This window comes from Streptomyces sp. NPDC036764, from assembly GCF_055609385.1.
The window spans coordinates 4368-24953 of sequence record NZ_JBVJPT010000024.1 but is presented as its reverse complement, the minus strand read 5'-3'; the positions used below and the strand labels follow the sequence as shown (position 1 = coordinate 24953).

Genomic DNA, 20586 nt, shown 5'->3' with positions numbered 1-20586 from the left:
GGTCAGAGTTCCGGGGCTGTCGCCTTTTAGCTGGCCGGACGGCCAGCCACGGCCCGTCTCTCGCTCCGTGTCGCTCTGGTGGGGCGGGAGAGGGACCGTGGCGGATCGTCAGGCGGCCGGGGCGTAGGCCGGGCCCGAAGTGCCTTCGCGCAGCAGGTAGTCGGACGTCGTCCACGCCGACCCGATCGCAAACGGCTGCCCGTCCGCGCGCAGGGTGTCGCGGACGATGAGCGCCCACCGGGCGCCCTGACGGTGCAGCAGCTTGGCGGCCTCACGCGGGTCGGTGATGCGGGCTAAGACCTCGAACCTTCCGTCGACGTTCTGGTAGATCGCGCCGGGGTGGCGGGGTCCGATTTCGTCGGCGGCGCTGGGCAGGATGGTGGTGGCGATGGGCATCATGCGGCGGCTCCGATCAGGCGGGCGAGGTCGATGATGGTGATGTGGGTGATCCCTGGTGGTGTGGAAGGGGCGCCCGCGACACCAAGAACCCCCAGGGTGTGTGGCCCTGGGGGTTCGTCGCGTGAGTGCGTCCTGCGCACTCCGCCAGCCACCGAGCCCCGTTGAAGCGGGGCCGGTGATCGACGGGCAGCGCAGGCTGCCAGGTCAGATCTGCTCGATCTCGATCACGCCCCGCACGGCGCTGCCGTGCAACGCGACGACCGTCAAGGGATGGCCGTCAAGGGTCCGCAGCCGTTCACCCGACAGAGTCCGGGTGTGGACGACCGGCTCGAAGCCGGCGAGAGCGTTGATGCCGATCAGGCGGTACGCCATCTCCTGGCTCATGCCTGGCGTCACATAGCGGGCCTCCGGCGTCGGGCCGAAGTAGATGTGCGAAATCCGGGAGTCCATAAGTCTCCTGATGTCGGAGGGGAGGGGAAGTGCGTCCTGCGCACTCCGCCGATCACCGGGCTGCCGTGAGGCAGGATCGGTGATCGGCGGGCAGCGCAGGCTGCAAGGTCAGTGACCGAGGTTGCTGGCTTCCTTCTTCAGCTGGTGAATGCGATCCGCGACCCGAGCGCGGTCGCGGCGGCTCAGGCCGGGCTTGGTCAACTGCCTGTGAGCCGCCTCCAGTTGGTCGGCTACACGCTGCTGCGGGGTACGCGGGTCAGTCGGGATAGCCATGCGAAGGCCCTCCTTCTTGTTGTCGGTGGTCTGCGTGTACGACCCGACACGGCCCCGGCCATCCCGATCTCTCGGGATGGCCGGGGCCGTGTCGGGTCGTGCGGGGTTCAGCGCGCGGGCCGCTGGGGGTGGAGCGTGTCCAGCGGAACCGCGGGGCCCTCCGTCCGATGGGGAACTTGAGCGTGATCTCGCCGGTTGCCCCACGGCGAGCGATCGATTCGAAGTCCCTTGCCACCCCGGCCGGAAGTTCGAACGGGGTGTTCACCGTGGTCGGGAAGGTGACGTCGAGATCGAAGTCTTACGTGCCATCTGCGACGATTTTCATGGAGCCCCTCCGTGTCATCGCGAGACGTGGATCGGTTCCAGCGGGACGCTGGTGTGATTGTTCGGGGAGTCGGTGTCCGCCGGGCGCTGAGCTCGTTCTCGGTCGGTGCGCCGGACGGCGAGCTCCACGCGGCGCCAGTCCGACGCCCGCCTGCGGGCGCTGCGGCGGTCCCGGTCGCTCTCCCAAGCCTGCTCTTCTTGCTCGTCGCGGACCTGCTGACGCACCACGTCTTCGCGGGTCTGCTCCGTCCACGCCCTCCGCTCGGCCAACTCAAAGCCCAGCGGGCAGAACTGACCGTTCTTGCAGTCGGCGCAGGCGACACGGTGACGAGCCACAGCACGCAGGGCACGATCCAACGCCGCCAATCCCGCACGGCCGGCCTCGCTTTGGGCCAGGATGCGCGGCATCCGGCACCGCTTGCCCCCACTGCAGATCTTGCAGTCGGCCTGATGCCGAGCGATCGCCCGCCTCGCACGCTCGAGCGGCCTCATGTGACCGGTGTACGGCAAACGGTGAACCGCCTGGGCCGCCGGAGGCGCCGGCTTGTGGAACTGCTGCCTACTGCGACGGGCACCGGCCTCAAGGTCACCCTCGACTAAAGCGGCACCCCACTGCTCGACAGTCAGCCCGGTGAAGTCGACCAGTCGGGCACTGCCAGGGCAACGCGGCGCGCGTTCCCCCTTCTTCAGTTCCTCCTGGCCCGGGTGATGCGTCTTGATCATGCTGCGCTTCAAGAACCGCCACGTCCCGCACTCAGGGCAGCGGATCATCGGCTGCTCACCGTCGCGGAGATTGAGGTCCTGGGGCTTCAACTCACGGGCCAGGTACGGGGGGAGAGGGCTGGGGCGCACGAAGAACTCCCTGTCGGTGTGACACTCGCTGCGTTCCCCGCCCCTCAAGAGCCGACCGGACACAAACCTGCTGGTCAGATCGTGAAGGACAGGCAGCGCAACTGCTGTCTGTAGCTCCCGTCGGGCCGGCCAGGGACCTCGTGGTTCGTCACCCAGCACACAGAGCTTCCGACGTAGCTGCGCTATGCGGTTGGTGGAGCTGAAGCGGGGTTCCGCTTGCAGCAACCATATACACAAGGTGCAGCCATGTGTATATGGTTGTCAAGGAGGTGCCCACAAATGACTGCTCCAGACACCCTGCTGGCTCGCACGCTGCGTATGTGCTGCACTAGGGGCGGCTTGTACAACATGGTGCACAAGGACAGGAGAGACTCCGTGGGAGATAAAGTCGGGCAGCCGGAGTACCGCAGAGTCATGGATGATCTACGTGCTCAGATCTCGGGCGATCGACTCAAGGTCGGCGCGCCGATCCCTTCCACTGCCACCCTCACCGAGGTCTACGGCGTCTCAAGCACCGTGGTCCGACGGGCCGTTAGCGAGCTAACCCGCGAGGGCCTCTTGTACGGACAGCCCGGCAAGGCGGTATTCGTCCAGGCAAAGCCCGAAGACGTGCACCAAGAGCAACTCACGCTCGAACGCCTCGCACAAGGCCTTGCTGCGCTACAGACCCAGGTCAACACGATGCAGTCGCCAGACAGGGAAGCGCTCAACGACCTCCAGCAAGAGCTGGCTGATCTGCGCGGCACGGTCGAGCTACTGCAGTCTCAGCTCATTGATCTATACGGCCGGCTTGGGCAGCCATATCCCCGTGACGCCCGCCCCTCGCAGAATCCCCCCTCACCTCGCCCGCGGCAGGCAAACGGTGCCTGAAGCTATTCAAGGAGGAGCACCGGTGACGCGCGGGCAGGAAGCGGCCGTTGTATCGATGTTCGGACCCGGCCCCAGGCAACTGGATCTCGGGGACGTAGCCAGAAATCAAGTTGCCGCGGCCCGGGCGGCGCGCGGCATGAGCGAGGCAGAGTTCGCCCACCTGTTGGACAGTCTGCTCGGGTGGCCTGTGAAGGCCGGGTTCGTGGCAGCGTGGGAGACGACCACCACGCCTCCAGGAGACGTGCTCGTTGCATGCGAATTGATCGTCCGGCAAAGCCCTCCTGATCTCGGCAACCGTCAGGCCTTCGACGCAGCAGCCCAGGTGATGGGCGATCGCTTCGTTGATCTTGAGGCGGTGTACTCGACTCGGTCAGAGTTTCAGGCAAAGCTGCCCACTTCGGAACTTCTTGAGGGCGCCAAGGAGATCCGAGCCTGCGGGTTGTCCCTCAACATGCTGTGCCAGACCTACTCGGACGTACGGCTACGCGAACTCGTCGAGCAGGGAACTACTCTTCGATGCCTCTTCTTGAAGCCCTACGGACACTTCATACGCGAGCGAGAGCAGGAGGAGGGGTATCCGGAGAATCGTCTGTCGGACCTGACGGCGATGAACCTGATGATCCTTCGTGAGCACGTCGCTGGTCGTGTGAGCCCAGAAGCGCAGGAGCGCATTGAAATCGGTGTCTATGACGAGCCGATCCGCTTCAACGTGCTACTCGTCGACACCGAGCTGTGTGTCGCGCAGACGTATCTTCCACAGGCCCGCGGTGTCGACTCTCCCACCTTCGTGATCCGGAAGCGGCGCCCGTCCGGGGGGCTGTACTCCTCCTTTGAGCAGGTGTTCTCTGCCATGTGGGAAAGGCGTGAACCTGCGTGAGTGATCTGCGTTCGCTACTTGAGGTTGCGTCCGCCGCGGTTGATCTAGCGGCTTCATTGGTGGCCCGCATGACGGTCGGCGAGGTGAGGCCCAAGGGCGACCGCGACATGGTCTCAGAGATCGACCTGGTGGTAGAGGAACAAGTCCGAGACTTCCTCTCCCGCGAAACGCCTGAACTCGGCTTCCTCGGTGAGGAAGAGGGGGCCACCGTGCCCGTCAAGGAGCTCACATGGGCCCTTGACCCAGTCGACGGTACAGCGAACCTTGTGAACGGAATCCCCCTCTGCGCTGTGTCACTCGGTCTCGTGTCCGACAACGCCTCTGTGCTGGGCGTGATCGATCTGCCTTTCCTCTCAAAGCGCTTCACGGCCGCTCAAGGACTCGGTGCTTATGCGGACTCAGTACGCCTTGCACCAAGTCGCGCCAGCGATCTCTCACAGGCCGTGATCGCAATCGGTGACTACGCGGTCGGTCCGAGCGCACAGCAACGCAACCGGATAAGGTTCGCCATCACTCAGCTTCTTGCGGAGCGGGCACTGCGGGTACGGATGGTGGGATCTGCCGCCATCGATCTCGCTTGGGTGGCTGCTGGGAAGCTAGACGCGAGCATCGCAATGAGCAACCACCCATGGGACATGGCAGCAGGCACGGCCATCGCACGCGAAGCCGGAGCGCTGGTCCTGGACGCGGAGGGGGCCGAGCATGGGTTGCTTTCTGCGGCCACGGTTGCCGTCGCACCAGGGTTGCGCGGTCCTGTGCTTGAGCTCCTCGACGACGCACGCCGGCAGGCTGACACTCAGGGTGGTGGCCATTGACTGAGGCGCCAGCACGAGGTACCGAGATTCCGGCAACCCCGTGCCCTCGCCAACGACGGTCAGCTCGCGCCGGCGGCGAATGGAGCCAGCAGATGAGCCTGCTCAGTTCGGCGCGGCTCAGGGTCCTGCATGGCGAGACCGGCCGGCCGAAGGGCGTCCAGGGCGGCCTGGAGTGTGCACGTGTCGCGCTTCCACCGCTTGGGCGCAATCAGCTTGAGTCGCGGCGCATCGGCCGGGGGCATGACCTGGCTCTTGCAGTCGACGACGGGCACGAGGCCGAGGTTGTGGGTGTGAAGCAGGACGGGCTTTCTCGCGACGAGGGAGCGGAGCTCGAGGCGGGCTACGGGTCCGAGGACGTGGACGCGGCTGCCGAGGCGCTTGGGCCGGCCGACGACGACAAGGCCGTCGAGCTGGTCTGCCAGTGCGTCCCAGTCGTATGGCGCTCTGGCGAAGGCGGTGCGGTAGTGGAGAACTTCGACGTCGTCGGGCAGGTCTTCGGTGATGCTCTTGAGCCAGCGGTCCCGGTTGGGGTCGTCGGGGGCGAGGCTGACGTAGACGCGCACCGGGTCGCCGGGGCGCCGTTCTGCTGCGAGGCGGTGCATGGCAGCGATGTATCGGCTCTGCTGCTCAGGGCGAGCGAAGGTCTCGACGTCGAGGGGGTCGGCCAGCCTTGGCTTCTGCGTCGCGTGCATACCGCTCATGATGCCCGGGCGATGCCTCGGGTGTGGAGCGGGGCTGGTGATTCGGGCTTCTGGCGCTCCGTCAGGAGGCCTTTGTCTGTTGGCGACACGAGCGGTACCGGGGTGTCTTTGTGGGATCTCAGGGGAGTACCGTGTCTCTGAATAAGATCGACATAGACATGGTTAAGCCCCGCGAGGTGGTGCTCCGGGGCCCGGCCGCAGACCTATCCAGGGAAGGTCTCGACATGGAGCAGGGTACCCGTACCCGCCGACAGGAACACTCCAAGGCACCTGCCGTGGCAGCGATGACGTGTACGTCGCTCCGGCTGGGTGTTCTCTCTGACTTCCCGCGCCGATCCGGCTGCGGGTGCACCTCCGCCCCGGAAGGGGGCGAGATGTCGTAGTCCTTTGTGGCGGCGCCCGCTAAGCGGGACTTCGAGCCGCCGGGACGCCCGGCCACCCAGGTGATTAGCGGTCACCTCGGCTGATGGCGTCCCATCTGCCACCGGGTGGGCTTAGCAGGCCCGCCCGAAGGTTCTGTCCTTCCGGTTAGCAGCCGGCCGAACAGTTCGATCTTGGTTCGCTCCAGAACCTACGAAGAGCCAAAGAGCCCTTCGTTATGCCCTCTCCGAATCCGAGAGAAGGACACTACTTATGTTGCAGCATCGTGCTGCCCTTTGTCAGCCCATCCATGCCCGATTGGCGCATTTTGCGCCGTCTTCCCGGTCACAGTTTCCTCATCAGCTGGCTGTTTCGCGATGCGAGCGGACCGCGGCGACGCCCTGTGCGCGACTCTCCGGGCACTCTCGATGAGCGCCCGGTCTACACCCTCGGAGTCGGTGGCGGAGGCAGAGCCCCCGCTGTCCCTGGTGCCGGGTGGCGACCAGGTGGTGTCGCGGACCATGTCTCGGCGTTCGGGCCCGCGGCGATGGCTGCGCTCGGTCGAGTGGCTCGTGGGGCAGGGGCTTCATCCGCGGGTGTCGGCGACGACGCTGACAGTCGCGCGGGACCTGGCAGCGCGCATGGACTACGACACGGGCGAGGTTTGGTACTGCCTCGAGGGCATGGTGGACCGGCTGGGGCTGTCGCGCGCCACAGTCAGCCGCCACGTGGCGTATCTGCGTGAGATGGGGTCGCTGGTGTGGGTGCAGCGCGGGAGCCGAGTCAACGCGCGCCGATCCCGGGGTCTAGGTGGATACGCCCGTACAGCCACGGTGTACGGGGCGGTGATCCCGCCCGTCTACGACCACGCACTCGGTCACATGATCGTCGGGTCCGGATACACCGCCCGGATCCTGATTGACCAGCGTGCCTCCGCGCCCAGGTCTCCCGATTACGCGGAGGGCCATGTGAACAACTCCCCTGTGGATAGCCGCACTTCAGAGAGCAATGAGACCCCTTCCCTGATGGTGGTTAAGGAGGAGGGTCAGTGTCAGGTAGTGGGTGGTAAAGACGGTTCTACCGAGCAGGCTCGGACAGCCGGATCCACCACCCGCCGTAAGAAGCGCACCCTGACGATCCTCGGGTACAAGATCACCGCCGAGCGGATCGACCGGGCCCGGAAGCTCGCGGTCTCGGTACGGCCGTTGGTGAACTGGGTCCAGGGGGCCACACACGATCAGCTGTCCTGGGTAATGCTCGACATGGTTGCCAAGGGCTGGTCGGAGACGCAGATCCTGCTCTGGCTGCGTAACCTGGGCCTGGAACTCGGGATGCGAACGTGGCGCCCTCGGTTCCCTCACCGGGTCATCGCCGCAGCCCTGCGCCGCCAGGACCAAGCAGCGGCCGAACGGGCCACCACGTACGGCGCGGACTACGAGCAGGCGCTCCAGCAGTCAGTGCCGCCCAATGCGGCGTTCCAACGGGCCACCCACCGGGTCCGGCAGGATCCCTCGGCACAGGAGCGGTACGTGGAGTACCCGCGGCTGGAGGACGTGCCCGAGGACAGCTGGGACAGGGCTCTGCTGCAGAGCGCAGTGGCCGCCGACCCCGCCCTCGTGCTCCTCGCCGTGAGACTTGGCGGGAGGGAAGCGGCCCTGCGCACCTACGGAAGCCAAGGCGCACGCATCCTCGATATGCACGCCGAGTTCCAGACGGCCGGCATGTCCTGGCCCGTGGGATGACCGGGAGCAGGGTGCGCGTGCAGCGTGCCATGGCCCCTGTCGGGGGGGCTCTGCGGTGGCCCATCCATGCTGGGACCAGCTCAACTTTGGCTCCGGGGGCCTCCCCTGACAGCCTGACCCGGTAAGGCCTGTCCTCGAACACTTCAGCTTTCGCCGGGGCTGTCGGGGACCGGAAGCCAAGCCTTCGCGTCCTCGCTCCAGCGCAGAAGGTGTCCGCGCAGCTCGGGCCATTTGACGTCGAGGTCGATCAGGGCGAGCCGTGCCTCGTCGGTGAGATCCGGACCCAGCTCGATCCTGAACACGGCCCCGCCCGTGCCCACCTGGGTGACTTCGAGTTCGTTTCCCTGCCTGCGGCGCTGCCACCAGGTCAGCGGCGTGATCACCGTGACCCTATGTGCCAGCTGCTCTCCGAGCTTCGTGGCGAACGCCTGGACGAACGGGGTGCGTCCGGAACGGGCGGGCGCGGACGACCGGTGACCACCACGCGCATGCCTGCCGGCGGCACTCCCGGCGATGAGAGCAGTGCTGTCGCGATGGGAATGAGACAGAAGGCGGGTGTTGCAGCCGTCGGCGGGGGCGTCGCCGGTGTTCCAGCGGCGGAACTTGTTGCGGTCGTAACCGTCGCGGGACTCCAGGGCCACCGGCAAACCGGCGACGGCGTCGGCCAGCGGCAGGGTCTCGGCGGTGTGGGCGGGTGTGGGGGCGATAACGGGCAGAACGGCGAGGGCGGCGGCAGCGAGGCCGCGCAGAACGGCGCTGACAAGGTCTACCGAGGAAACGACTCGGCTCCGGACCGCCCCCGAGCCTCCCGTTGCGGTCAGCGCATTCCGCCGGTTGGCCATGGGGCGGGGTGGAGCGGCGGTCGCGGTGTTGTCCTGCGACCGCCGTCTCATGTCGCCTTTCCTGCTTCGGATTCAGAGCAGGGAGGTGAGGTGGCGCAGTTGCTCGACGAGGGGCGGCTGGGGGAGTGGGACGATGCCGAGTTCGGGGTGGTGGGGGCTGGTGATGTGGGGGTGGACGTCGCCGATTAGTTCGGGGATGAGCAGGGGAGCTGTGGCGCGGTCGCCGCAAAGGAGGGTGGGTTCGAAGTGGTGGTGCAGGAGTTGGGTGCGCCAGTGGTCGGCGTCGTCGTACTCGCCGCAGTGGGCGTGTTCGAGGAAGAGGCAGTACTCGGCGACGTGGTGGTCGGCGCCGGCGGCGAACCGCCACCAGAACCGGGCGCCGTTGCTGTCTCCGGCGAGGTGGAGCAGGGAGGCGAAGACAAGGGCGCCGGCTTTGTCGGCGTACTGGCTGGTGATGAAGGCGGCGAGGTGCCGGTCGGCGTCGGGGCCGAACAGGGTCAGGAGGCTGACGGCGTTGAGGTCCCACCAGGCGCGGTCGGCGTCCGGAGTGCGGTCAGCGTCGGGCGCAGTCCAGGTGGTGTGAACGGGCGCGGTAGCCGGAGTGCGTTGCCGCGGGGGGCGGTGCCGGGCGGCCTGGCGGCTGCGCAGACGGGCTTCGGCGGCCGCCATGTCGTAGGCCGGGTAGCGGTTACGGGTGCGGGCCTTGGCCAGCAGGTCGTCGATGGTCCGGGGATCGGACGGCAGCGGAAGGGTACTCATGAGGGATTCGTCCCATCGGATTGCTCCGGGCAGTGGAGCTTGAGAAGGGTGGCCAGGCGCTGGCGGCCGGTTCGGAGCTGGGAGCGGACGGTGGCATCCATGGTGCCCATCAGCTCGGCGGCCTCTGTGGTGGTGAATCCGATGCCGTAGTAGAGCAGGATCGCGTCCCGTTGCCGCTCGCTGAGGGCAGCGACGGCGGTGTACAGCTCGATGGCGTCGGTGAGCGTGTCGTACGGGTCCTCAGACCGGTCGGCGAGGGCGGCCTCGAAGGCCGCGGTGTCCACCAGTTCCGGGCGGCGCCGGCGCTTGCGGTGCATGTCGATGATGCGGCGCTTGAGAATGGTCCAGGCGTAGCCCTCCAGGTTCTCCATCTGCAGCATCTGCGGCCAGCGGTCCATGACCTTGTCGAAGGTCAGGTCCACGGCCTCTTCCGCGTCGGCGTCTGAACCGAGCTGCAGGTAGGCGTAGTTCATGTAGTCGGTGCGGCGCTGCTGGTGGAAGCCCCAGAACGCCATCTGCCAGCCCATGGGCCACTGGTCGATGGGCACTGGTTTCGGCACGCCGACCGCTCCGCCGGTCTCCTCCGGCCCCGCCTCGCCGTTCACAGGACATCCTGCGAGGGCCGGTCGGTGCCGGCCGGGGCGCGGGTCCCGGCCAGTCCGGTGATGCCGACCCGCACGCCGGCCGTCAGCAGCCGGCGGCAAATCCGGACGGCGTCCGGACCGAACACCCTGAGGGCAAGCGCGATTTCCACCAACCACGCGGCAGCGCTCTGCTGCACGGGGTCCTCCCCATGTACCTGTGTTCTGCTTCCAGGTGCCTCATGCCATGCCCCCCTGGCACCAGAGGCGCCATTCGCCTCCACCCAAGAAGCGCCGCAGGGTTCCCGAATGTGCATGATGCCGCCGAAAAATATTACGTTCAGTATCGATCCGATTGCGTTCAGTTCAATCATTGACGATGTGGCTGCGCAGGGCACACAGACCGCGGGCCCTCCCGCCCCCAGGCGCAGGGCCGGTCGCGACAACACCGATGGACAGCGGGCCCACGGTGCGCACACAGAGGGCGCTTCCACGTCAACACCCACCTGCTACCACCCTGCTACCATGAGGGAGTGACTTCCACGAAGAAGCAGACGCAGGTCCGGCTGGAAGAGCATGTACTCGCCGCCGGCAAGGACGCGGCCGCCGCGCGCGGCCTGGACTTCAACAGGTACGTGGAGCGGCTCATCGTCGAGGACACCACCGGCGCCCGCGCCGCCGGCATGGCAGCCGCCCAGCGGTTCATCGATCAGCACGGGGCCTTCCTCGACGACCTGGAGCGCCAGTTCGACGCCCCCTACGCCGATCCGCAGCCGGGCGCCGCCGCGTGATCCTGCACGTCGACGAATCGTGGATCCTCGAAGTGGCGGAACGGGCCGGGCACCGCGACCCGGCCGCCGACGACTACGGCATCCCCATCGCCGCCGTCGCCCGCCACCGCGGCGAACTCCTCGACGCACCCGTCTACGACGGCCCCTACGCCCGCGCCGCCGCCCTGGTGCACACCCTGGGCCGCTGCCGCTGGCTGGAACGCTCCAACCTCACCGTCGCCTGCGCCGCCGCCGTCATGTATCTCGAGGCCAGCAACATCCCCGTCAGCCCCACCCGCGAACAGCTCACCGCACTCGCCCACGAGCTGAACAACCCGCGCTGCACCGCGGCCCGGATCGCCACCTTCCTGCACACCTGGAAGCCCTGATCCCCGAACCATGCGGGCACCGCCTCAGGCCACACCGCATCCGCGTTTCCTGAACCGGGCGTCCGCTAAGGGGCGGGCTCGTAGGTGACTGTCTCCTGGAGACAGTCGGCGGCCGCGGCTTGCAGTGCGGCGAGCTCCCCGTCGTCGACGGCCAGGCCCCAGCGGAGCTTGGTGCCCACCCACTCGCCGACATACCGGGTACGCGATTCCCGCCGGACTGCAGCTGGTGATGGCTGGCGGCTACGCGATCCGTGCGGTGAGACCGGGAGCGGGCCGGTTCATACCTGCTCACCCGGCCGATCCAGCTCAGGACGCCGGGAGCGCGGCAAGGCGATACGGTCGCAGTGCCTTGATCGCTGACAGGACGACGAGGCCCGGGCCCCCGCATACCGCGCCCTGGTGCGGGGGCACCCACCCGCTCCTGCCTCCGCCTCACTCCGGTGCCCTTCGACGGGGGGAGCCGATTCCTTCCCGCCAGACGCCTGGGCCGGATACCGTGGAGGGCATGGCCAGGGAACTTCGCATTGAGCTCAATGACGACGAGTACGAGCAGCTCGCGCGCGAGGCGCGCGAGCGGCACGAGGACCCGACCGTGTACGCCGGACGCGTCCTGGCCCAGGAGCTCAACAAGGCGCGGTTCCTCGAGGGCAGTGCCCTCTTCCTCGCCACGCCCGGCCTGCGCGAGGAGTTCGCCGACAGGTTCGGCCCGCAGCCCGGAACCGCCGCCTCAGCGGCGTAGGCGGGCACCGACACAGTGGACCTCTCGGTAGATCTGCCATGGCTCTTGGAGATCGCCCGCACACAGCTGGGCGACCCTGACGTCACAGACTGGGGAGCGCTGGAAGCAGCCCGCGCACGGCACACCTTCCACGTCCTGGACGAACCCGTATACCCGCGCCCGCACCACCGCGCAGCCGCCCTCTTCCACTCGCTGACCCGGGTGCCCGCCCTGGAGCACAGCAACGAGCTCTTCGGCGCGACAGTCGCGGCCGGCTACCTGCACGCCTCCGGACTGCCCGTACGGTTCACCGCCAAAGAAGCCGCCGACCTCGCTGACCAAGTATCGACCGGGCAGCTAGATGTCCGTGCCCTGGCCGCAGCGCTGAAAGAGTGGACGGAACGCTGACGGAGATCGTCGATGTCGCTCAGACCGGCTTCTTCGCCCACCTTTGCATGATCAAAAAGTTGAGCTTTGAAGATCCTCAAACTGGGTGGGTGATCCGTGCAATGACTCGCCACACGTCACCGGCGGGCCTCTAGGCTCCAACCGGTGGAGACGTATCTGATCATCACGGCTGCCCTCCTGTGGGGCTACGGAGCGGGTGTTCTCATACCCCGCCCCGCCTTCCGTTTCTCTGTGCCTGCCGAGGAACCCTGGCGGTCGGAGTGTCCTTCGGGCCACCGGTTGGCCGGCACCGGCGCCGGGTGGCTGGGCCGCGCCCGTTGTTCGGCCGGGGAGGCCTACGGCCCGAGAACACTGTGGGTCGCCTCCGTCACGGCCGTGGTCTGTGCCCTGCTCGCGGCCGCCACCGGGGCCCGCCCTGAGCTGGTGGTCTGGCTGCTGCTCGCCCCGGCCTGCGTGCTGCTCACCGTCGTCGACGCCGCGGCGCACCGACTGCCCGACGTGCTCACCCTGCCGGCCGCTGCGGCCACGCTCATCCTGCTCGGCGTCGCCGCGCTCCTGCCTGAGGCCGGTGGTAGCTGGACGTCAGCGTTGCTCGGCTCGCTCGTCCTCGGTGCCGGCTACCTCACGCTCTTCTTCATCAGCTCGGGATTCGGGTTCGGCGACGTGAAGCTCGCTCTGGTCTTGGGTGCCGTGCTGGGCTGGTACGGCTGGCCCTTCGTTCTGGTCGGGACCTTCACCGGGTACCTGCTCGGTGCGCTGTACGGCATCGGCCTTCTGGCCGTGGGCCGGGCCGGACGGCATACCAGGATCCCGTTCGGCCCGTTCCTTCTCGCGGGAGCGCTCGCCGGAGTACTGCTGGGCTCCCACCTCACCTGAACCCCTCGACCGCCTTAAAGGGCGGGCTCGTACGTCACTGTCTCCTCGGGACAGCCGGCGGCCGCCCCTTCCAGGGCGGCGAGCTCCACGTCGTCGACGGCCAGGCCCCAGCGGAGCTTGGTGCCTACCCACTCGCCGACATACCGGCAGTGCACCTCGGCGTCCGGCGGCAACCACTGCGCGGGATCCTGGTCGGCCTTGCTGCGGTTGGAGCGTGCGGTGACCGCGACGAGCGAGGCCTCGGCGCCCTGGTCGTTGGCGTACGCCTCGCGCCGCTGCGGGGTCCACGCGGATGCGCCGCTGTCCCAGGCTTCGGCGAGCGGCACCATGTGGTCGATGTCGAGACTGCCCGCGGACGTCACCACGGTGGCGTCGTAGTACGAATACCAACTACCGCCGGTCAGACGGCATCCGGCGCCCACGGCGGGCGGTTCGACGGCCTCGTGGAGGAGGACTTCGGCGCGGGTGTTGCAGCCGTCGGCGGGATCGTCGCCGGTGTTCCAGTGACGGAACTTGCTCCGGTCGTAGCCGTCGCGGGACTCCAGGGCCACCGGCAGGCCGGCGACGGCGTCGGCCAGCGGCAGGGTTTCGGCGGCATGGGCGGGTGTGGGGGCGAAGACGGGCAGGACGGCGAGAGCGGCGGCAGCGAGGCCGCGCAGAACGGCGTTGACCATGCACCGTTGATAGCCGCCCTCCAGGGGGCGTGATCAGCGGTTTCGTACGCGCGCCGCCCGTGTGAGTGGAAAGGTCATACCGGAGAGGGCCCACCTCGGTGCGCGCCCTTGAACGAGGCACGTGGGCGCACCGCCCGGACCGACGTCGCAGCCAGGCATCGCCGAGCCGTTCCGTACCGGGGCCTTCTGCCGCGCCGGTCAGTCAGGCCTCAAGCGCTGCGCGACCGTCGCCCCGATGCCTTCGCGGCCTTCTTCGCCGCGGTCTTCTTCGTGGCTGTCTTCTTGGCGGGCTGCTTCTTCGCGGTCTTCTTCTTCGGCATCTCGTGCACGTCCGCGTCTTCACCGCGGCTGGCCTTGGCCTTGGCCACCGACTCCTGGAGAGCGGCCATCAGGTCGAGGACCTGCCCGGGCGCCTCCGGCTCCGACACCTGTGGCAGCGGCTTGTCCTCCCGCTTCGCCTCGATCACCTTCGCCAGCGCGTCCGTGTAGGTGTCTTCAAACTCTGGTCCCTCCAGATCGTCCCGGGTCATGGAATCCATCAGGGCCAGCGCGCCGTCGATCTCGTCCTCGGTCAGCTCCACGGGGTCGGGCAACAGTTCGGACGGGTCGCGGATCTCGTCCGGCCAGCGCATCGAGTGCAGCACGATCACGGAGTCGTCCTTCACCCTCAGCAGCCCCAGCCGTTCCCGGCCCGACCACGCGTACTTGGCAACGGCGACCTTCGACGACCGAGAGAGGGCCTGCACGAGGAGCTTGTACGGCTTGGCCGCCACCTGCCCGGAGGGCTGGAGGTAGTAGCCCTCGCCGATCCGGATGGGGTCGATGGACTCCAGAGGCACGAAGGCCTCGATCTCGATCGCCTTGGCCGTCGGCAGGGGAAGGTCGCGCAGTTCCTCGTCGCTGATCGGGATGACCTGTTCCTTGGTCAGCTGGTAGCCCTTGCCGATCTCAGCGTTCGCGACCTCGCGGTCCTCGACCTCGCAGTACTTGCGCACCCTCACCCGGCCCATGTCCTCCAGGTGGTACTGGTGGAAACGGATGCTGTGGTCCTCGGTCGCGCCGACCACGTTGATCGGCACCGTGACCAGGCCGAAGCTGATGGCGCCTGACCAGACGGTTCGGGGCATGGGGTACCTCCGCGACAGCCCCGAGCACAGCCAGCCTATGAGCCGGCCCCGCAGCACGCGACCGGGGGCCGTCACGTGCTGCCGCGTTCCTACACCGAGCTCGACTACCAGTCGGCCACTGGGCGCAGGACCAGGGCGTCGGAGGACCGCGCGTACGCCCACCCGAGTAGGCGGTAGACCGCCTTGGGCTCTTCGAGCGGGTGGTGCGATCGCAGGGCGCACATGAGTAGTTCGCTCTCGGCAACCCGGCCAGGCAACCCGCCTGCCGCTGCTCTCCCGCCCTCGGTGCGAAGCGGGTTTCTCACCACAAGGCCAGTGACCCACTCAGTAGGCTCCCGACCACGATCCGCCTCCTCGTCCAAGTCGAGTTCGCTGTGCGAAACGACGTAACCGACAGGCTCCGAACGCCCAGTCCACGTCGAGCATCTCCTGCACATGATGAGGATCCGCGAAAACGGCTCTGTCCGCAGTTCCGTGAATCCGTTCAGAAGGACCGGAAGATCCCCTCGGGATCATCGTGAGCCCATGCCGCAAACTCCTCGAAACCCAGGTTCCCAATGCTCAGGTTCGCGTGGACCTCGTGGAGTCTTGCGGGGATGGTGCGGAAATCACGACCGAACTCGGTCAGTTGTTCGTAGTCCTCTTCGTCCACGCATTCCTCCCGAGTCAGCGTGGTCACCGCCAGCAGCGGGTGGCTCTTGGCCTGCATGGTTGTACGGTCGGCAAGAAAGACGACGGCCAGGCTGTCGTCGCCGCGGACCGCCGTCAGCACCTCGTCAACGGTTGCCCCTGACCAGACCGGATCATCGATGAAGTGGACGTCTGCCTCGTACTGCCTGTCTCCCCAGGGCTCCATCAGCGCGGCCGCCACGTCCTGCCACGCCTGGTCGTCGAGGTAGTCGGTTCTGACGACCAGGGCATCGAACTCATCACGGCCGGTGACGGCGGGCAACGCTCTCATGGATCCTTCTCCTCGGTGACGATCGGTGAGCCGTGCCCGACTGTCTCATGGGCCGTTTCCGAGGATGCGGGTCCGGAGGAGTTCGAACGAGGCTCGGCCGTACATAGCCCTCTTGAGTGTTTTCACCCTGTTTACATGCCCTTCGACGACCCCAGAGCTCCAGGGCAGGGTGAGTCCGGCGGTGACGGCGTCGAGGTCCTGGCGGAGGAAGCCGGCGAAGCCCTTCATGGGCTTCGGTGCGTCCTGTTCGGGGCGCCTTTAAGAAACGTGTCACCAGCCGCAAAGGCGGCGCCTCTACGACATGTCTGACGGTATGTGGTGGCCGAGAGGGACGACCTACTCTGGCCATGGGGGTGTCGGCGTACCGTCAGGGTCTAGGCCGTTCGGCCACAGCCTGGTGAACAACTCCCTGTTGCTCGCAGGGGGGTACACAAAGGTGCTGCCGTGGTCGGCGGCCTGTCGGTACAGGGTCTCGGCGCCCTCCCGGTCCCCGGCCTCCTCCCGCATCACCGCCAGGTGGGACAGGACGCCGGCGTCGCCGTGGTCGGCGGCCCGGCGGGCCAGGGCCTCGGCGCCCTCCCGGTCCCCGGCCTCCTCCCGCATCTCAGCCAGGCGGAACAGGGCGCCGGTGTCGCCGTGGTCGGCGGCCTGCCGGTACAGGGCCTCGGCGCCGCCCCGGTCCCCGGCCTCCTCCCGCCTCCTCGCCAGGCGGAACAGGGCGCCGGTGTCGCCGTGGTCGGCGGCCTGCCGGGCCAGGGCCTCGGCGCCCTCCCGGTCCCCGGCCCACTCCCGCATCAACGCCAGGCGGGACAGGGCGCCGGTGCTGCCGTGGTCGGCGGCCCAGCGGTACAGGGCCTCGGCGCCCTCCCGGTCCCCGGCCCACTCCCGCATCTCAGCCAGGTGGGACAGGGCGCCGGTGTCGCCGTGGTCGGCGGCCCGGCGGGCCAAGGCCTCGGCGCCGCCCCGGTCCCCGGCCTCCTCCCGCATCAACGCCAGGCGGGACAGGGCGCCGATGTCGCCGTGGTCGGCGGCCAGGCGGGCCAAGGCCTCGGCGCCCTCCCAGTCCCCGGCCTCCTCCCGCATCTCAGCCAGGCGGAACAGGGCGCCGGTGCTGCCGTGGTCGGCGGCCTGCCGGTACAGGGCCTCGGCGCCCTCCCAGTCCCCGGCCCACCCCCGCCTCCTCGCCAGGAGGTACAGGGCGTCGGTGCTGCCGTGGTCGGCGGCCTGCCGGTACAGGGCCTCGGCGCCCTCCTGGTCCCCGGCCTTCTCCCGCCTCCAAGCCAGGAGGTACAGGGCGTCGGTGCTGCCGTGGTCGGCGGCGCGGTGGCGGAGGTGATGGGCCCATTGCAAGCGGTGGCGTTTTTCGGCTGCCTCGGTGAGGTTGTCCAGGTCGTCGGGGTGGCTGAGGTGGGTGTAGGCGGCATGCCAGAAGGAGGCGGGCGGGCACAGGCTTTTGCGGGTGGTGCGGCCGTGTTGTTCCAGGTAGTCGGCGAGCCTGAACTGTGGACCCGCCGGCTGCGGTGTCCCCGCTGCTGCGGAAGTGGCGGGGGTGGGTGGGCGCTGCGGGGGGCGGGGGGTGGTGCGGCGCAGGGGTGCCTGTTTTCCGTGGACAGGTTCGGCGAGTTCGGCGTAGGCCTGTTCCGCCCAGTCGTCGGTGAGCCAGTCGTAGTCGGTCTGGCTGAGGTAGCCGATGGCGGCGTCGGTGAGGAAGGCCTGAGGGAGGTGGAGGCCGACGCCGAGGCGGCGTGCGTCCATCGCTGCTTCTAGCAGCGCTTTTGCGGCTGGGCCAGCGTGCTGGTAGCGGTTGAGGAGTGCGGGGGCCCCGGCCAGGTCCTGGGTCACCCTGCCGTCGGTTCGGGCGCGGGTGAGGGTGTCGGCCAGCAGCCGGTCACCGCCCTCGGCCAAGGCAGTTGCCGCGGCCAGGGCCTGGGTGTCGAAGGCGTCCGGAACGGTCAGGGTGCGGCCGGAGAGTAGTTGCCGCACCCGGCTATGTGGATCCTCCATGCCCGGTGCGGGCAGGGCTGTGTACTGGTGGACGTATTCGGGCCACATAGTGCCCAGCACGAGGACCGGACCGCGCTGTGGGCTGATCAGCAGGCGGCGCAGGGCCGCCGCGATCCGCTCACCGACCGCCCGGTCACCGAGGTAGTGCTGGGCCTCGTTCAGCCACACCACCGTGCGCGGCCCAACCCGGTGCAAATCCTCCAGTGCAGCCTCGGCGCGGGTCGGGTCGAAGGGATGCCACAGCCGCCACCCCCGGCCAGCAAGGGGCTGCACGGCCTCCCAGCAAGCCCGGGTCTTCCCCGTCGACGAGGTGCCCACCAGCACTACGATCTGGCTGTGGCCGGCCGCAGCCTTCCGTACCACGTCAGCCAGCACCCGGTCATGCTCGCGGGGCACATACCCGGTCAGGACCCGCACCGCAGACGTACTAGAGCCCGCAGCGTCCCGGCCGGCCCCGGCCGGATGCACCTCCAGATCGTGCGGCTCCCACTCCCCGATGGCACGCCCCGGCCCGTCCGTCGGGACCGTGCCCGAGTCCTCGGCCGCGGTCCGCTGCAACTCCAGCAGTTCCTCCACGGGCAGCCTCAGCGCGCGCGCCAGCGCCGCCACTGTCGTCGCAGACGGCACAGGCTTGTTGGGTGAGAACGCCTCCGACACCGCTGTACGCCCCAGCCCCGCCCGGCGACGCAACTGCTCCTTGGTCAGCCCGGCCCGGGCCAGCCCGTCGGCCAGTGTCCGGCGCAGTTCGGTGAGTGCCGGATTGTGGCTGTTCTGCTCGTCGTGCACGTGCTTGCCCCCGGCCCCTGGTGTGTTCGCCGGTGTCCATCTTCGGCCCGGCGGACACCGGCGGACACCGATTCCACGACCTTCGACCACGTCAACACCCCTCCGTGTACAGGGAGTCTGTCGTGGCCCTCGCTGTCATCCTCCTCACCATCGCATTCGTGCTCGTCGTCGCGCTGCTGGCCGCGGCCGGCGCGGGCAAGCTCGCCCGCATGGACGGCGCCACCTACCCCACCGCCCTCACGCGCGCCGCCGTCACCTTCGCCGCCGTCGTCACCCTCGCCGCCACCGTGACCGCAGCCCTCACCACCTTGTTCACCTGAACCCACCTTGGTTTGCGGCTGGTGACAGAGTTCTTACCGGGACTCCTGTTCGGCCTGCCGGATTTACTCCTGTAGCAGGTATCCGCGCTGGTGGCGGACAAGGTCGGCGAACGTCCGGGCGAGATCGCAGGCCCGAGTGATGTCCGGGCAGGCGAGCCGGACTTGAAGGAGTCGCTCGTCCTGGCTCTCGGTGAGCGTCTCCCGAGGCCGCATGATCCACGAGGTGATCTTGCGAGGGCTCGGGATGTCGGCCCGGATCGGTTCGGCGGTGCCCGCGCGGAGGGCGGCGAGGTGTTTGCGGACGACCTGCCGGCTGCCGCGGTAGCCGCGCGCCTGGATCTCTCGGAACAGTCGGGTGCCGCTGACCTGGCCTTGCGTCTCGGTGAAGCGGGCATTGAGGTATGCCTTGAAGGGCTCCAGGACGCCGTTGGGCCGGCGCTCGCGGGCGGAGGCCAGCAGCTCGTCGAGGTCGGTGTCGCGAAAGCGGCGCACGGTCTTGCGGTCGAGGTTCAGCCGACGGCCGATGGCGCTGATCGTCCAGCGTTTCTCCAGCAGGCGGTGGATGTCCTCGTAGCGGTGGCGGGTGCGTTCGATGATCTGGGTGCGGGGCAGTGCCGCGGGCGGTAGCAGCATCGGGGCCACCTCCGCCACCTCGGTCTCTGTCTCCTCCTCGGCACGTTTGCGCAGGCAGTCGCGGTGCTGGTGGCAGGTCTTCTCCACCGCGGCGGACAGGTTCTGTAGCAAGTGCCAGCGATCAGCGACTTCGAGGGCATTGGGGGCGGCTTCCTTGACCGCCTTGGTGTAGGCCGTGGCCCGGTCCCGGCAGATGATCTCGGCTCCGGGATGCCCGGTAAGCCACCCCGCGAACGTCTCGGACGTGCGGTAGGGCAGCACGTCCACAACCCGGCCGACCTCGACGTCGACCAGCACGGTGCCGTAGGTGCAGCCCTTGCGGAAGGCGAACTCGTCCACCCCCAGCACCCGCGGAGCACGGTCCGGCGCTGCCGGTGCTGTCAGCAGCCTGAGCAGCCGTGTCCGGCCCGCGGTCAGCCGCAGTCGGCGGCACAGCCGTGCGGCGGGGCGGCCGCCGAGCTCGATCGCGATCGACCGCAGCCAGCCCGCCAGCCCGATGCTGGAACGGCGGTAGCGCGTGGACAGACCCGGTACCTGCTCGACGAAGGTCGTGCGGGAGCAGCTCCTGCGGTCGCAGAAGTATCGGCGCACCTGCAGCCGGATGATGACCCGTCGCGAGCCCAAAGGCCGTTCATCCAGGGTGCGTTGATACCTGCTGTGTACGCGGCGGGCCTGCTTGCGGCAGGTCGGGCACCGGCCTGGGCGGGCCGTCGACACCGCCTCCACGACCAGGATGCCGGAGGAGTCGCTCACCCCCTCCACCCGCACATCGATCCCGGGAAACAGCACATCCTCAACCGTCTTGCTCGCCACGGCAGGAAGTACGTTGCCGAAACGATCCCGCGTTCCGGCTGCTGACCTGGGGATTCACGGAACTGCGGACAGAGCCGCGAAAACGGCCAGGCTCGCTCCCTCCTCCCCAGTTGGTTGATCCGTTCAACGGTCTGGGGAAGGTAGGGAGAGCGCCTCGGGGGGGGGGGAACAAAAAAAAGAGAGCCCCCCAAAACGGTGGAAAAGGCGGGTGCGAGAAACCCCCCCCCCCCAGACAAAAAAAAAAGGGGGGAAAAAACACCGC

General features: G+C 68.3%; 25 protein-coding genes. 10 read left to right on the top strand and 15 right to left on the bottom strand.

Translation table 11 applies throughout. From position 1 onward, the window contains the following. Positions 1-108: 108 nt before the first annotated feature. The 4 genes from ACZ69Q_RS44345 to ACZ69Q_RS44330 form a co-directional block, all read right to left on the bottom strand. Positions 109-399, bottom strand: coding sequence for a hypothetical protein (locus ACZ69Q_RS44345; protein WP_471054371.1), 291 nt, complete (start codon positions 397-399; stop codon positions 109-111). Between the two features lie 204 nt (positions 400-603). Further along, positions 604-849 (bottom strand): hypothetical protein, encoded by a 246-nt coding sequence (locus ACZ69Q_RS44340; RefSeq protein ID WP_471054370.1) that lies wholly within the window; start codon positions 847-849, stop codon positions 604-606. Positions 850-957: 108 nt separating this feature from the next. Then, positions 958-1122: a hypothetical protein gene (locus tag ACZ69Q_RS44335; protein WP_471054368.1), complete on the bottom strand. Its 165-nt coding sequence runs from the start codon at positions 1120-1122 to the stop codon at positions 958-960. A 339-nt stretch (positions 1123-1461) separates the two neighbouring features. Next, positions 1462-2169 (bottom strand): hypothetical protein, encoded by a 708-nt coding sequence (locus ACZ69Q_RS44330; protein ID WP_471054366.1) that lies wholly within the window; start codon positions 2167-2169, stop codon positions 1462-1464. 408 nt (positions 2170-2577) lie between these two features. Here ACZ69Q_RS44330 and ACZ69Q_RS44325 point away from each other — a divergent pair, with 408 nt between their 5' ends. Genes ACZ69Q_RS44325 through ACZ69Q_RS44315 form a run of 3 tightly spaced genes read left to right on the top strand, consistent with a single transcriptional unit; the run spans position 2578 to position 4860 of the window. Beyond that, a complete protein-coding gene (locus ACZ69Q_RS44325) occupies positions 2578-3168 on the top strand; it encodes a winged helix-turn-helix domain-containing protein (protein WP_471054364.1) in 591 nt (196 codons plus the stop codon). 22 nt (positions 3169-3190) lie between these two features. Then, positions 3191-4045 (top strand): DUF5919 domain-containing protein, encoded by an 855-nt coding sequence (locus ACZ69Q_RS44320; protein ID WP_471054363.1) that lies wholly within the window; start codon positions 3191-3193, stop codon positions 4043-4045. Beyond that, complete coding sequence (locus ACZ69Q_RS44315; RefSeq protein WP_471054361.1) at positions 4042-4860, top strand: inositol monophosphatase family protein; 819 nt, start codon at positions 4042-4044, stop codon at positions 4858-4860. Before ACZ69Q_RS44320 ends, ACZ69Q_RS44315 begins: the two co-directional genes overlap by 4 nt. Positions 4861-4919: 59 nt before the next feature. Here ACZ69Q_RS44315 and ACZ69Q_RS44310 read toward each other — a convergent pair whose 3' ends face one another. Continuing rightward, positions 4920-5552 (bottom strand): hypothetical protein, encoded by a 633-nt coding sequence (locus tag ACZ69Q_RS44310; protein ID WP_471054359.1) that lies wholly within the window; start codon positions 5550-5552, stop codon positions 4920-4922. An 827-nt stretch (positions 5553-6379) separates the two neighbouring features. Between ACZ69Q_RS44310 and ACZ69Q_RS44305 the strand changes: the two genes are divergently transcribed. Next, on the top strand, positions 6380-7663 hold the full coding sequence (locus ACZ69Q_RS44305; protein ID WP_471054357.1) for a hypothetical protein: 1284 nt from the start codon (positions 6380-6382) through the stop codon (positions 7661-7663). A gap of 143 nt (positions 7664-7806) precedes the next feature. Here ACZ69Q_RS44305 and ACZ69Q_RS44300 read toward each other — a convergent pair whose 3' ends face one another. The 4 genes from ACZ69Q_RS44300 to ACZ69Q_RS44285 form a co-directional block, all read right to left on the bottom strand. Beyond that, positions 7807-8505, bottom strand: coding sequence for a hypothetical protein (locus ACZ69Q_RS44300; protein WP_471054355.1), 699 nt, complete (start codon positions 8503-8505; stop codon positions 7807-7809). A gap of 72 nt (positions 8506-8577) precedes the next feature. Further along, a complete protein-coding gene (locus ACZ69Q_RS44295; RefSeq protein WP_471054353.1) occupies positions 8578-9264 on the bottom strand; it encodes a hypothetical protein in 687 nt (228 codons plus the stop codon). After that, positions 9261-9869, bottom strand: coding sequence for an RNA polymerase sigma factor (locus ACZ69Q_RS44290; RefSeq protein ID WP_471054352.1), 609 nt, complete (start codon positions 9867-9869; stop codon positions 9261-9263). Before ACZ69Q_RS44290 ends, ACZ69Q_RS44295 begins: the two co-directional genes overlap by 4 nt. Next, a complete protein-coding gene (locus ACZ69Q_RS44285; protein ID WP_471054351.1) occupies positions 9866-10045 on the bottom strand; it encodes a hypothetical protein in 180 nt (59 codons plus the stop codon). The genes ACZ69Q_RS44290 and ACZ69Q_RS44285 overlap by 4 nt, the downstream gene beginning before the upstream one ends. A gap of 333 nt (positions 10046-10378) precedes the next feature. Between ACZ69Q_RS44285 and ACZ69Q_RS44280 the strand changes: the two genes are divergently transcribed. The 5 genes from ACZ69Q_RS44280 to ACZ69Q_RS44260 all read left to right on the top strand — a co-directional run bounded on the left by ACZ69Q_RS44280 (position 10379) and on the right by ACZ69Q_RS44260 (position 13006). Beyond that, positions 10379-10636 (top strand): hypothetical protein, encoded by a 258-nt coding sequence (locus ACZ69Q_RS44280; protein ID WP_471054349.1) that lies wholly within the window; start codon positions 10379-10381, stop codon positions 10634-10636. Beyond that, entirely contained in the window at positions 10633-11004 is a 372-nt protein-coding gene (locus ACZ69Q_RS44275; RefSeq protein ID WP_471054348.1) for a fic family toxin-antitoxin system, toxin component, read from the top strand. Before ACZ69Q_RS44280 ends, ACZ69Q_RS44275 begins: the two co-directional genes overlap by 4 nt. Positions 11005-11509: 505 nt before the next feature. Further along, positions 11510-11743 (top strand): hypothetical protein, encoded by a 234-nt coding sequence (locus ACZ69Q_RS44270; RefSeq protein ID WP_471054345.1) that lies wholly within the window; start codon positions 11510-11512, stop codon positions 11741-11743. Between the two features lie 15 nt (positions 11744-11758). After that, the gene (locus ACZ69Q_RS44265) at positions 11759-12130 is read left to right on the top strand and encodes a fic family toxin-antitoxin system, toxin component (RefSeq protein ID WP_471054344.1); all 372 of its coding nucleotides are present in this window, start codon (positions 11759-11761) and stop codon (positions 12128-12130) included. A 144-nt stretch (positions 12131-12274) separates the two neighbouring features. Further along, a complete protein-coding gene (locus tag ACZ69Q_RS44260) occupies positions 12275-13006 on the top strand; it encodes a prepilin peptidase (protein WP_471054342.1) in 732 nt (243 codons plus the stop codon). 14 nt (positions 13007-13020) lie between these two features. Here the strand turns inward: ACZ69Q_RS44260 and ACZ69Q_RS44255 are convergent, their stop codons facing one another. From ACZ69Q_RS44255 to ACZ69Q_RS44235, 5 genes are all read right to left on the bottom strand, one after another. Beyond that, positions 13021-13680, bottom strand: a complete 660-nt coding sequence (locus ACZ69Q_RS44255) for an HNH endonuclease family protein (protein ID WP_471054340.1) — start codon at positions 13678-13680, stop codon at positions 13021-13023. Between the two features lie 209 nt (positions 13681-13889). Beyond that, the gene (gene ku, locus ACZ69Q_RS44250; protein WP_471054338.1) at positions 13890-14807 is read right to left on the bottom strand and encodes a non-homologous end joining protein Ku; all 918 of its coding nucleotides are present in this window, start codon (positions 14805-14807) and stop codon (positions 13890-13892) included. A gap of 484 nt (positions 14808-15291) precedes the next feature. After that, entirely contained in the window at positions 15292-15768 is a 477-nt protein-coding gene (locus tag ACZ69Q_RS44245) for a DUF6924 domain-containing protein (RefSeq protein WP_453922770.1), read from the bottom strand. Between the two features lie 45 nt (positions 15769-15813). Then, positions 15814-15996 carry a transposase gene (locus ACZ69Q_RS44240; RefSeq protein ID WP_471054335.1) on the bottom strand — a complete coding sequence of 61 codons (183 nt, stop codon included), beginning with the start codon at positions 15994-15996 and terminating at the stop codon, positions 15814-15816. A 108-nt stretch (positions 15997-16104) separates the two neighbouring features. After that, complete coding sequence (locus tag ACZ69Q_RS44235) at positions 16105-18558, bottom strand: hypothetical protein (protein ID WP_471054333.1); 2454 nt, start codon at positions 18556-18558, stop codon at positions 16105-16107. Between the two features lie 122 nt (positions 18559-18680). On the opposite strand from ACZ69Q_RS44235, the gene ACZ69Q_RS44230 reads away from it, so the two are divergent. After that, a complete protein-coding gene (locus tag ACZ69Q_RS44230; RefSeq protein WP_471054331.1) occupies positions 18681-18878 on the top strand; it encodes a hypothetical protein in 198 nt (65 codons plus the stop codon). Between the two features lie 63 nt (positions 18879-18941). Here the strand turns inward: ACZ69Q_RS44230 and ACZ69Q_RS44225 are convergent, their stop codons facing one another. Continuing rightward, complete coding sequence (locus tag ACZ69Q_RS44225) at positions 18942-20324, bottom strand: ISL3 family transposase (protein ID WP_471054329.1); 1383 nt, start codon at positions 20322-20324, stop codon at positions 18942-18944. Positions 20325-20586 lie beyond the last annotated feature (262 nt).